At 68.4% G+C, this 11,800-nt stretch carries 13 protein-coding genes; 4 read left to right on the top strand and 9 right to left on the bottom strand.

Annotated elements, in window-relative coordinates; genetic code table 11:
• The first annotated feature begins 17 nt into the window (after positions 1-17).
• Positions 18-749: a hypothetical protein gene (locus NVV99_RS18365; RefSeq protein WP_024101352.1), complete on the top strand. Its 732-nt coding sequence runs from the start codon at positions 18-20 to the stop codon at positions 747-749.
• Between the two features lie 114 nt (positions 750-863).
• Here the strand turns inward: NVV99_RS18365 and era are convergent, their stop codons facing one another.
• The 5 genes from era to NVV99_RS18340 all read right to left on the bottom strand — a co-directional run bounded on the left by era (position 864) and on the right by NVV99_RS18340 (position 5,508).
• On the bottom strand, positions 864-1,781 hold the full coding sequence (era, locus tag NVV99_RS18360) for a GTPase Era (RefSeq protein ID WP_024101353.1): 918 nt from the start codon (positions 1,779-1,781) through the stop codon (positions 864-866).
• Complete coding sequence (locus NVV99_RS18355) at positions 1,778-3,094, bottom strand: hemolysin family protein (protein ID WP_006554477.1); 1,317 nt, start codon at positions 3,092-3,094, stop codon at positions 1,778-1,780. Before NVV99_RS18355 ends, era begins: the two co-directional genes overlap by 4 nt.
• A gap of 58 nt (positions 3,095-3,152) precedes the next feature.
• Complete coding sequence (gene ybeY, locus NVV99_RS18350; protein ID WP_006554478.1) at positions 3,153-3,695, bottom strand: rRNA maturation RNase YbeY; 543 nt, start codon at positions 3,693-3,695, stop codon at positions 3,153-3,155.
• Positions 3,696-3,744: 49 nt separating this feature from the next.
• Positions 3,745-4,803 carry a PhoH family protein gene (locus tag NVV99_RS18345; RefSeq protein ID WP_006554479.1) on the bottom strand — a complete coding sequence of 353 codons (1,059 nt, stop codon included), beginning with the start codon at positions 4,801-4,803 and terminating at the stop codon, positions 3,745-3,747.
• Positions 4,804-4,905: 102 nt separating this feature from the next.
• Complete coding sequence (locus NVV99_RS18340; RefSeq protein WP_170318574.1) at positions 4,906-5,508, bottom strand: TetR/AcrR family transcriptional regulator; 603 nt, start codon at positions 5,506-5,508, stop codon at positions 4,906-4,908.
• A gap of 181 nt (positions 5,509-5,689) precedes the next feature.
• On the opposite strand from NVV99_RS18340, the gene NVV99_RS18335 reads away from it, so the two are divergent.
• A complete protein-coding gene (locus tag NVV99_RS18335) occupies positions 5,690-7,303 on the top strand; it encodes an MFS transporter (protein WP_051424834.1) in 1,614 nt (537 codons plus the stop codon).
• Here NVV99_RS18335 and NVV99_RS18330 read toward each other — a convergent pair.
• From NVV99_RS18330 to hrcA, 4 genes are read right to left on the bottom strand one after another with little or no spacing between them, the layout of a single operon-like run.
• The gene (locus tag NVV99_RS18330) at positions 7,247-8,059 is read right to left on the bottom strand and encodes a S9 family peptidase (RefSeq protein WP_024101355.1); all 813 of its coding nucleotides are present in this window, start codon (positions 8,057-8,059) and stop codon (positions 7,247-7,249) included. The two genes, NVV99_RS18335 and NVV99_RS18330, sit on opposite strands and share 57 nt — an antisense overlap.
• A 47-nt stretch (positions 8,060-8,106) precedes the next feature.
• Complete coding sequence (locus NVV99_RS18325; protein WP_006554482.1) at positions 8,107-8,865, bottom strand: 16S rRNA (uracil(1498)-N(3))-methyltransferase; 759 nt, start codon at positions 8,863-8,865, stop codon at positions 8,107-8,109.
• A gap of 9 nt (positions 8,866-8,874) precedes the next feature.
• On the bottom strand, positions 8,875-10,026 hold the full coding sequence (gene dnaJ / locus NVV99_RS18320; protein WP_006554483.1) for a molecular chaperone DnaJ: 1,152 nt from the start codon (positions 10,024-10,026) through the stop codon (positions 8,875-8,877).
• A 49-nt stretch (positions 10,027-10,075) separates the two neighbouring features.
• On the bottom strand, positions 10,076-11,119 hold the full coding sequence (gene hrcA, locus NVV99_RS18315) for a heat-inducible transcriptional repressor HrcA (RefSeq protein ID WP_006554484.1): 1,044 nt from the start codon (positions 11,117-11,119) through the stop codon (positions 10,076-10,078).
• 157 nt (positions 11,120-11,276) lie between these two features.
• Here hrcA and NVV99_RS18310 point away from each other — a divergent pair, with 157 nt between their 5' ends.
• Positions 11,277-11,630 (top strand): type II toxin-antitoxin system VapB family antitoxin, encoded by a 354-nt coding sequence (locus NVV99_RS18310; protein WP_006554485.1) that lies wholly within the window; start codon positions 11,277-11,279, stop codon positions 11,628-11,630.
• A 20-nt stretch (positions 11,631-11,650) separates the two neighbouring features.
• Complete coding sequence (locus NVV99_RS18305) at positions 11,651-11,800, top strand: hypothetical protein (RefSeq protein WP_158455904.1); 150 nt, start codon at positions 11,651-11,653, stop codon at positions 11,798-11,800.

Here is an 11,800-nt window from a genome sequence, read left to right as displayed (position 1 = left end):
TCGGCGCCGACGAACTCATGGTGCGTCCCTTCGGGCGCTGGATGATCAACGGCCGTATCGCCTACGTCGTGCTGTTCGTCGTCACCTATCTGCTGTCGTTGTTCTTCTGCCCACACCTGCTCTCGCGATCATCGGTGCCGTGCTGCTCCCGGCGGCGATCAAGGCCGGGCTGCCGCCGCTCGGCCTTGATCGCCCTCGCGATTTCCGGACAGGGCGTGGCACTCGAACATTGCGCCACCCATTTCGTCGACGGCTTGGTCCACGCGTTCAAGGCCATGGGAATCATCCTGCCGGTGGCCGGATTCGTGTACCCCGGCATCCCCGACTACTCCGGTTCGATCCTGGGACTCGAGGACGGCACCGGGCCGGCCTTCCTGTTCGACGCCGTCGAGAGCATCCAGACCCGCATTCCCGACAACGGTCTCTTCGCCGCGTTCAGCATGATCCTGATCGGCATGCTCATCGGTCTGGACGGCTCCGGCTGGGCCGGTCTGCCGCTTACCGGTGGTACCGCCGCCGCGCTCGCCCCGCAGACCGGAACGGACACCGCAACGCTTGCCGCCCTTGCGCAGAACGCCGCGACCTGGACCGGCGGCGGCACCCGCGTCATCTGGTCGTCGCTGATCGTGGTCGCGGGCTTCTGCCGCGTCCCGGTCGGAGATCTCGTGCGACGACTCGCGATCCCGGTGGTGAGCGGATTGCTCGTCGCCGCTGTCGCCGCTTCGACGTCTCCGCCGCCGTCGCCATGACACCGCGGCCGGCGGAACTGATCGACCGCTTCAGCGCGTTCGTCGGCACCGACCTACCTCGCGTCGATGTGGGTCGCCCGGCCGATCACCGCGTCCACCCCGTAGGGCTCGGCGTCAGAATCCCAGACGGCCCAGCTGTTTGGGGTCTCGCTGCCAGTCCTTCGCGACCTTCACGTGCAGGTCGAGGTAGATCTTCACGCCGAGGAGCTTCTCGATCTGGGTGCGTGCGGCGGTGCCCACTTCGCGCAGCCGCGCGCCCCCTTTGCCGATGACGATGCCCTTCTGGCTCGGCCGTTCGACGTAGAGCAGGGCGTGCACGTCGAGCATCTCGCCCTGCTTCTCGGTGCGACCCTCGCGTTCGGTGATCTCCTCGATCACGACGGCGAGCGAGTGGGGCAGCTCGTCGCCGAGACCTTCGAGGGCGGCCTCGCGGATGAGCTCGGCCATCAGGGTCTCTTCCGGCTCGTCGGTGAGCTCGCCGTCGGGATAGAAGGCCGGTCCGGGTTCCATGTGCGAGACGAGGACGTCGACGAGGACCTCGACCTGCTCACCCGAGGCCGCGGAGACCGGCACGACCTCGCAGTTCTCGCCGAGGAGCTTCGACACGGCGAGCAACTGCGCGGCGACCTGCTGTTTGCCCACCTTGTCGATCTTCGTGACAATGCCGATGACCGGGGTCTTCGGCGCCATGTGGCGCACCTGCTCGAGGATCCAGCGGTCGCCGGGGCCGATCTTCTCGTCGGCGGGGAAGCACATGCCGATCGCGTCGACCTCGGAGTAGGTGTCCTGCACCAGGTCGTTGAGCCGCTGGCCGAGCAGGGTGCGCGGGCGGTGCAGTCCCGGGGTGTCCACGAGGATGAGCTGGGCGTTGTCGCGGTGGACGATGCCGCGGATGGTGTGGCGGGTGGTCTGCGGGCGCGACGAGGTGATCGCGATCTTGCTGCCGACGAGCGCATTCGTGAGCGTCGACTTCCCGGTGTTGGGCCGGCCGACGAAACAGATGAAGCCGGAACGGAAGTCGGTGTCGGTCATGCATGCTCCTCGGTGGTGGCCGTATCGGTATCGGTGGGTTCTTCTTCGGGGCTGACGCGCTGCACGAAGACGGTGCTCACACGCACCCGCCCGCGGACGTCCGGTCCGCCCTCGCCGCGGAGCAGCAGGCCGTGGGTCCGTACCTCCGCACCCGGCAGAGGAACTCGGCCGAGTTCGTAGCCGAGGAGTCCGCCGACGGTGTCGACCTCGTCGTCCTCGATGTCGATGTCGAACAGTTCGCCGAGGTCCTCGACGGGAAGTCGCGCGGAAACGCGGTAGGTGTCGTCGCCGAGTTCCTCGACGTCGGGGATCTCCCCGGTGTCGTACTCGTCGGCGATCTCGCCGACGATCTCCTCGATGACGTCCTCGATCGTCACGAGACCGGCGATGCCGCCGTATTCGTCGACGAGGATCGCCATGTGGTTGCGGTCGCGCTGCATGTCGGCGAGCAGATCGTCGAGGCGCTTCGAATCCGGCACGAAGACCGCCGGTCGCATGACGTCGGCGACGGAGACGCTGCGTCCGCCGTCGCGGTGGTAGTAGGTCTGCTGGACGAGATCCTTGAGGTAGACGACACCGCGGATGTCGTCGACGTTCTCACCGATCACCGGGATCCGCGAGTGCCCGCTGCGGACGGCGAGCGAGGTGGCCTGACCGGCCGTCTTGGTCTCCTCGATCCACACCATCTCGGGGCGTGGAACCATGATCTCGCGAGCGGTGGTGTCGCCGAAGTCGAACACCGACTGGATCATCCGGCGTTCCTCGTCGGCCACGACCCCGCTCTCCTGAGCGAGATCGACCAGTTCGCGCAGCTCGATCTCGTTGGAGAACGGGCCGTTCCTGAAACCGCGACCGGGTGTGACCGCATTGCCGACGCTGATGAGGATTCGGCTGATCGGACCGAGCAGGACACCGAGTACCCGCAGCGGTCCGGTGGCGGCGAGCGCGATCGGGTACGCGTGCTGGCGTCCGAGCGTGCGCGGGCTGACCCCGATCACGACGTAGTCGACGATCACCATCACCGCAGCGCCCACGACGAGCGCCCATGTGCGGTCGAGCACGGCGAGCAACGCACCGACGAGCACGACGGTGGCGGTGATCTCGCAGAGGATGCGCAGCAGCACCGTCAGATTGACGTAGCGGGGCCGATCGTCGAGCAGACCGAGCAGGCGGCGCGCACTGGGGCGGCCCTCCTTCGCGAGTTCCTCGGCGCGCGCCGCGGATACGGTGTTGAGCGCGGAATCGACGGCGGCGAACAGGCCGCCGAGCACCACCAGGACGACCGCCAGGACGACGAGGGGCACGGTACTCACGCGATCGTCACTCCCTCGATCGGTGCCGTCCGATCACGATGGCTCGCACTGTCGCCGCTCATGATTCGGGGGTGTCGACGAAACCGGCCTTGCCCAGCAACTTCCGGTCGCGGGCGGCGAGCCGCGCCTCGTGCTCGGCGCGGCGGATCTCCTCGTACCACTCGGCGAGGAGCTGGTTCTGCAGGCCGAACATCTCCTTCTCCTCCTCCGGTTCGGCGTGGTCGTAGCCGAGGAGGTGGAGCATGCCGTGCACGGTGAGCAGGGCGAGTTCGTGGGCCACCGGGTGACCGGCCTTCGCCGCCTGGTCGGCGGCGAACTGCGGACACAGCACGATGTCGCCGAGCATCGACGGTCCCGGTTCGGGAGCGTCCGGACGCCCCCCGGGCTCGAGTTCGTCCATGGGGAACGACATCACGTCGGTGGGGCCGGGAAGGTCCATCCACCGCACGTGCAGATCGGCCATGGTGTCGAGGTCCACGAGCACCATCGACAACTCCGCCGCCGGATGCACATCCATCCGGGCGATCACGAAACGGGCGACGTCGAGGAGTTCCTCCTCCGAGACGTCCATTCCCGATTCGTTCGAGATCTCGATGCTCATGACTGGAGTTCCTTCTGCACGACGGTATTCGGTTGATCTACAAGGGTGTTCATCGACGCTGCACCCGCTGCGCGCGACGTTGAGCACGGTTGCCGGGGATCCCGTCGCCGTCGCGGGTGGCCTCGAAACGGCTGTAGGCGTCGACGATGTCGGAGACGAGCCGGTGCCGCACGACGTCGCTGCTGTCGAGTCGCGCGATGTGGATGTCGTCGATGCCGTCGAGGATCTCGGTGGCGGCGGCGAGACCCGAACGGGCGCCGCCGGGCAGGTCGATCTGCGTGATGTCGCCCGTCACGACGATCTTGGAATTGAAGCCCAGACGCGTGAGGAACATCTTCATCTGTTCGGCGGTGGTGTTCTGCGCCTCGTCGAGGATGATGAACGCATCGTTCAGGGTGCGGCCACGCATGTACGCCAGGGGTGCGACCTCGATGACCCCGGCCTGCATGAGCTTCGGGATCGCCTCGGGATCCATCATGTCGTGCAGCGCGTCGTGCAGTGGACGCAGATACGGGTCGATCTTCTCGTGCAGGGTGCCCGGCAGGAAGCCGAGCCGCTCCCCTGCCTCGACGGCGGGACGCGTGAGGATGATGCGGTTGACCTGCTTGGTCTGCAGCGCCTGCACGGCCTTTGCCATGGCGAGATAGGTCTTGCCCGTACCAGCCGGTCCGACACCGAAAACGATGGTGTGGGCATCGATCGCGTCGACGTACCGCTTCTGGTTCAGGGTCTTGGGCCGGATCGTCTTCCCGCGCCGCGACAGAATGTCGAGGCTGAGCACGTCGGCCGGCGACTCGGAGAGCCCCTGGGTGAGCATGCCCACGGTGCGACGCACGGCGTCGGGCGCGAGCGATTGTCCGCGACGGACGATGGTGACGAGTTCGGCGAGCGCACGTTCCGCGAGGGCGACGTCGGCGGGCGCTCCGGTCAGCGTGACGGTGTTGCCCCGCACGTGGATGTCCGCCGCCAGGAGGGCTTCGAGGGCGATCAGATTCTCGTCCGCGGCTCCGAGCAGGGGCGCTGCGGCCTCCGAGGGGAGGTCGAGGCTCGATTTGACCGTGGTCGGCTCGAATTCGGGGGGCTCGTGGGGTCGGTCTGGTTCACTCACGTGGACGGTACGTCCTGCTTTCGGTTCGGCTCCTGCACGACGGTCGTCGTGTTCGTGCCAGTCTAGCGCCGGACGAAGCGCACCCTCCCGCAACAGGGAGTTTCAGCGGGGTTGGATTCCGCCTTCACCAGAACCCGCCTCCGCGAGCCACCGCCGTGCCTCGGCGAGGATCCCGGGTGCCCGGTCGGGTGAGACCCCACCGAGCACGAGATTGCCCAGGACGATCGTGTCGCCCGAGTCGTCCACCAGCCCGAGATTGGCCTGCTCGAGTGTGGCCATCGTCAGGCCCTCCATCATCCCTACGAGCACGGGCGCCGGGAGGTAGTCGGAGAGCTGGCTCTGCGCGAGGCCGCGTTCGACGTGCCCGAGGACACGTGAGCGCACCGGGGAGACCAGCTCGGCGATGCGCTGCTCTCCCATCTCCTTGCGGGCGAAGGAGAGCAGCACGCGGTAGCGGTCGCCGATGGGCCAGGTCCGCAACGCCACGACCGCGAGCGCGACCGCGGGATCGTCCGGCTCGGGGTGGTCGAGAGCCTCGGCGAGTGCGGTCGAGGCGTCGTCGACGATCCCCTCGACGAGGGCTTCCCGGTTGGGGAAGTGCGCATAGACGGTGCGGCGGACGACACCCGCGGCTTTGGCGACATCGTCCATGCTCGCGTCGGAGTCGGCCGCAAAGCACATCACCGCAGCGTCGAGTATGCGCATGCGGTTCGCATTGAATCGGGTTCGCGGTCGTGTGACCGAGTTCTCCACGTTCTCGCCCTCTTCCGCCGACTGTGATCTGTCTTTCATTTTAGTTGCACACGGATGTGCAGCTGCGTAACTTGCACACCACCGTGTAGATCGGGGCTCAGGTCCCCGCCCGTGTCGCACCCGAGGAGAGCCCATGCCCACTACCGTGACCCTCGCAGGAAGGACCGCAGCGAAGGAACCCTACCGGCTGCGCTGGGCCGGACTGGCGGTGCTGTGCCTGAGCCTGCTCATCGTCGTGATGGCCAACACCTCGCTCATCGTCGCCGCACCCGGCATGCTGCGCGAACTGCAGCTCACCAGCGCCGACATGCAGTGGATCATCGACGGCTACACCGTCCCCTATGCCGCGCTGATGCTGCTGTTCGGCGTGCTCGGCGATCGATACGGACGACGTCGCGCGTTGCTGGCGGGCCTGGTCGTCTTTGCCGCCGGCGCGGTCTACGGATCGTTCGCCGACAGCGCCGGCGACGTGATCGTCGCGCGCATCGTCATGGGGGTGGGCGCCGCCGTGATCATGCCTGCGACACTGTCGCTGCTCGTCGCGATGTTCCCCGTGCACGAGCGTGCCCGCGCGATCGCAGCCTGGGCCGCCACGTCCGGACTCGCCATTGCGCTCGGTCCCCTGCTCGCCGGATGGCTCCTCGAATCGAACTCGTGGGGTTCGACCTTCCTCATCAACGTGCCGATCGCGGCATTCGCCGCGATCGCGGCCCTGATCCTCGTGCCGGCCTCGAAGGCGGACGATCTCACCCGCACCGACTGGGTCGGCGGCGCCCTGTCGGTCGCTGCTCTCGGCGGAATCGTCTACGCGATCATCGAGGGTTTCCACTTCGGTTGGGGCACCGAGGTGATCGCCACCTCGATCGGCTCGGTGATCGCCGCGGTGCTCTTCGTGGTGTGGGAACTTCGCCACCCCCGGCCGTTGCTGGACGTGCGTCGGGTCGCGGACCGGACCGTCGGCGGTGCGTGCGTGTCGGTGTTACTGCTCTTCCTCGTCGCCTTCGGCGCCATCTACTTCGTCGCGCAGCAGTTCCAGTTCGTGCTCGGTTACGGCCCGCTCGAGACCGGTCTGCGTCTGCTTCCCCTCGCGGTGACGGTCTCGCTCGGCGCGGCGCTGAGCGGCCGGCTCGCGCCCCGACTCGGTGCACGGGTCCTCGTGGGCACGGGCATGGTCGCCGCTGCGGCAGGCATCCTCACCTTGACCGTCACGGACGGCGCCTCCGGCTTCACGCCCTTTCTGATCTCGTTGTTGCTGCTCGGATTGGGCATCGGCCTGGCCACATCCCCGTCCACCGACCTGATCATGGGCGGCTTCCCCGACTCGGACCTCGGAGCGGCGGGCGGGTTGAACGACACCGCAGTGGAATTCGGCGGGTCGCTGGGCATCGCCGTGCTCGGCTCGATCCTCGCGACCACCTATCACCGCGAGATCTCCGGGTTCCTCGACGGATTGCCGTTGGCGGACCTGACAGGTCCGATGGCCGATCAGGCCGCGATGGCGATCGAGGCGGCCGGCGATTCGGTGGGCGGCGCGGCGATCGTCGCGGAGGAACTCGCGGCGAACCCATTCGCGGCGTCGTACGCACAACCGCTGCTCGACGCATCGTCCGCAGCGTTCGCCGAGGCGATCTCGTCCGCGAGCCTCGTCGCCGGCATCGTCCTGCTCATCGGCGCCGCGGCGGTCACCGCGCTACTCCCCCGCGGACTCCACACCCGCACCGGCAGCGAGGCCGAGATCGGCCACTGACCGGACGGTGAGCAGGTCGAGCGATCGCGCCCAGGCCCGGGTGCTCCGGTTCAGGAAGGCGACGTGATCCTCACCGTCGAACAGCTCCAGCGACACCGGATCTCCTGCCGCGTCGGCCGCGTCGACGTAACGGTGCGCGACACTCACCGGCACCTGCTCGTCGGCGGTGCCGTGCAGCACCGCGACCGGCACACCGATCGGCGGCCGGTGCGTCGGCGAGGCCGACCGATAACACTCGGGTGCCTCCGCGTAGGACGCACCGAAGAGCGCCTCGAACGCCTCCACGCGACGACCGCGCTCCCCGGCGGTGACGAGGTCGAGCGCACCCGCCTGCGAAACCACGAACTCCGGTCGCACCGACGTGCTCTCACCCGCGAGCCACACCGCCAGCTGGCCTCCCGCAGAGTGACCGACGAGCCGCACACGGTCGAGATCGACCTCGACACCGCCGCGCTGCGCGTGCGGAACGACCTCGGTGAAGATCGTCTCGTACGCCGCGACCACATCGGCGGACATCTCGTCCCACGCGCCACCGGCCTCGAGACGGCGGTACTCGACGTTCCACGCCACCACACCGCGACGCGCGAGTTCCACGGACAGCGCCGTACCGAGGGTGAGCTGGTAGCGGCCGTGCCACGAACCGCCGTGAACGACCATGACGGCGGGAACGGGCCCCGTCACCGTCGCGGGGTCGGGTAGGAAGACGTGCCCGAACTGCTGCGAGTGGGTGCCGTAGGCGATCTTCGTACGAGCCAAGAGAGGAAATTCCTTCGATACGTATGGTCGGGACCCGCAAGCGATCCCTAGTGCAGGGGCCTGGTACGCCACCGGTCGGTCAACACACCGATCGCGCCGAGTGCGACGGCCGCGGCGGTCGAGGTGCGCAGCACCGTGGGGCCGAGACCGACGGCCACCGCGCCCGCGTCGACGAGGGTCTCGACCTCCGCGTCGTCGAGTCCGCCTTCGGGACCGACGATCAGCGTCAGCGAATCGACGTCGCGCACGGGCAGATCGGCGAAGGGGATCGTGGCGGATTCGTGGAGCACCGCGACGACGTCGCCGCGCTCGACGGCCGAGCGGACCCGTGCGACGACCTCGGGTGTGCGGTGCAACCCGGCGACCGTCGGCACGTGCGCGCGCCGCGACTGCTTCGCCGCGGACGTCGCGACCGCCTGCCACTTGGCAACACCCTTGTCCGCCTTGGCATCCCACCGGGCGACACAGCGCGCCGACTGCCACGGTACGAACTCGTCGGCGCCGGCCTCGGTGGCCAGTTCGACGGCGAGTTCGGACCGGTCGGACTTCGGCAGCGCCTGCACGACGGTCACGCTCGGACGCGGCGGGTCGACAACGCGACGACCGAGCACGAGCGCTTCGAGCCGGTCCTTCGCGACCGCCGTGACCTCGACGTCGGCGACCTCACCGGCACCGTCGGACAACACGAGCCGCTCGCCTACCGCGATACGACGCACCGTCGCGGCGTGCCGGCCCTCCTTGCCGTCGAGCACGGCCGTCCGCCCCTCGTCGGGCAGCGGGTCGAGGTAGAACAGTGTCGCGGCCACCCGAGCGACCTAACGGGCGCTGAACGCGTCGCGCAGGCGCGAGAACAGGCCGCCGGTGTTCTGCGAACCCGTGGTCACGACCTCGACATGCTCCCGGTCGCTGTGCCGGCGCAGGTCCTCGAGCAGCTTCGTCTGCTTGTGATCGAGCTTGCTCGGCACCACGACCTCGAGATGCGCGTGCAGGTCGCCGCGCGTACCCGAGCGCAGCTTCGGCATGCCGTGGCCGCGCAGCACCGAGACCGAACCGGGCTGGGTGCCGGGATCGATGGTGATCTCGGTGGGGCCGTCGAGGATGGTCTCGATCGTCACCTTGGTGCCGAGCGCAGCGTCGACCATGGGCACGCGGATGGTGCAGTGCAGGTCGTCGCCGTCGCGCACGAAGACCTCGTGCTGCTGTTCGAGCACCTCGACGTAGAGATCGCCGGCAGGACCACCGCCGGGGCCGACCTCGCCCTGGGCCGCGAGGCGGATGCGCATCCCGTTGCCGACGCCGGCGGGCACCTTGACGGTGACCTCGCGGCGGGCGCGCACGCGGCCGTCACCACCGCACTTGCGGCAGGGATCCGGGATCGTCTCGCCGACACCGCGGCAGGTGGGGCACGGGCGGGACGTCATGACCTGGCCGAGGAAAGAACGCTGGACGGACTGGACCTCACCGGCGCCACCGCAGGTCTCGCAGCGCACGGGCTTCGAATCGCCGTGGGTGCCGGAACCGGTGCACGCGTCGCACAGGATCGCGGTGTCGACCGTGACCGTCTTGGTGACGCCGCGAGCGCATTCCTCGAGGGTCAGGCGGGTGCGGAGCAGCGAGTCGGCGCCGGGCTGGACGCGGCCGCGCGGACCGCGGGAACCGCCGGCCCCACCACCGAAGAACGCCTCGAAGACATCACCGAGGCCGCCACCGAAGCCGGCGCCGCCGAAGCCGCCCGCACCGCCGCCACCGGGTTCGAGCGGGTCGCCGCCGAGGTCGACGATGCGTCGCTTCTCGGGATCCGACAGCACCTCGTAGGCGGCCGAGATCTCCTGGAAACGCTTCTGCGCCGACTCGTCGGGGTTCACATCCGGGTGGTGCTCGCGCGCCAACTTGCGGTACGCCCGTTTGATCTCCTGGTCGGTCGCGTTCTTGGACACGCCGAGCGTCCCGTAGTAGTCCCGTGCCACGTTTGGTTCTCGTCCTTACGTCGTTCTACAGAGCAAAAATGGACGGTGCTCAGCGTTCGCCGAGCACCTCACCGATATATCTCGCAACGGTGGCGACCGATGCGATGGTTCCCGGATAGTCCATCCGGGTGGGGCCGAGCACTCCCAGACCACCGAAGACCGTACCCGCGGCCCCGTAGCCGGTGGACACGACCGAGGTGGTGCGCATCTCCTCGAACTGGGTCTCCTCACCGATGCGGACGGTGACCCGGCCTGCGTCCTGGCTGGACGCGAGCAGTTTGAGCACCACGACCTGCTCCTCGAGGGCTTCGAGGACCGTACGCAACGAGCCCGGCAGCATGCCGTGGCCGTCGAAGTCGGCGGCGTTGCGGGTGAGATTGGCGGTGCCGCCGAGCACGAGACGCTCCTCGGGGTGCTCGACGAGGGTCTCCACCAGCACGGTGGTGCACCGGATGAGCGCGTCGCGCAGATCGTCCGGTGCGTTGTCGGCGAGCTCGGTCACTGCGACGGAGGCCGCGGCGAGCCGCTTGCCGGTCAATGCCCCGCCGAGCAGCTCACGCAACCGCGACAGGCCGTCCTCGTCGATCACGTCGCCGAGTTCGACGATGCGCTGATCGACGCGGCCCGAGTCGGTGATGAGCACGAGCAGCAGCCGCGCCGGTGTCAGCCCGACCACCTCGAGATGTCGCACGGACGACGCGGAGAGCGTCGGGTACTGCACGACCGCGACCTGGCGGGTGAGCTGCGCGAGCAACCGCACCGCGCGGCGCAGCACGTCGTCGAGGTCGACGCCCGATTCGAGGAACTGCAGGATTGCGCGGCGCTCGGCCGACGAGAGCGGTTTGACCTCCGCGATCCTGTCGACGAACTGGCGGTAGCCCTTGTCGGTGGGCACGCGTCCCGAGCTCGTGTGGGTCTGTGTGATGTATCCCTCTGCTTCGAGCACAGCCATGTCGTTGCGGACCGTGGCGCTGGACACTCCGAGATTGTGCCGGTCGACGAGAGTCTTGGAGCCGATCGGCTCCTTGGTGGACACGTAATCCGCCACGATGGCGCGCAAGACCGTGAATCTCCGCTCCTCGGTACTCGACAACCCGCCACCTCCGTTTCCGCCGCCTGCAGGACTGCACCTCTCGGGGCCGTACCCTGCCAGTCTAATCGCGCGACGACCTCGAAGGTGTCGGGCACGTGTGCGACACCACCCCGAACCGGAAGCGACGCCTTCGGCGCGTCCCCCGTAATGTGTTCACATGATCTTCAAGGGCGTCCGGGACGGCAAGCCGTATCCCGATCACGGACTGTCTCTGCGCGACTGGTCGAGGATTCCGCCCCGCCAGGTGCGCCTCGACGAGATCGTCACGACGACGAAGGTGCTCGAACTCGACCGGCTGTTGTCGGAGGACTCGACGTTCTACGGCGATCTGTTCCCACACGCCGTCCAGTGGCAGGGCGTGCTGTACCTCGAGGACGGACTCCACCGTGCCGTGCAGTCCGCGCTGCGGAACCGGACGGTGCTGCACGTGCGTGTCTTCGAGTACGACGTGCTGATTCCCGGTGGCGTGCCCGACCCGGGCGCCGAGGTTCGGGGCCCGTCGCCCGCATAGCCCGATCAGGGGTGGATACCGTGGAGCCCCGCGATGCATCGAGTGTGATCGTCACCTTCACGTTCGTCACCGTCGACGGCCGGACCGAGTCGGAGAAGCACCGGGTGTCGGTGGTCGAGAACCGTGGGCGGCTGTCGGTCTACGACTCGGAGCGCATCGGAGCAGCATGA

The organism is Rhodococcus sp. PAE-6, from assembly GCF_025290685.1.
GTDB classification, from domain to species: Bacteria; Actinomycetota; Actinomycetes; order Mycobacteriales; family Mycobacteriaceae; genus Rhodococcus; species Rhodococcus pyridinivorans.
The sequence above is the reverse complement of the archived record's forward strand: the minus strand, read 5'-3'. Positions and strand labels throughout refer to the sequence as shown.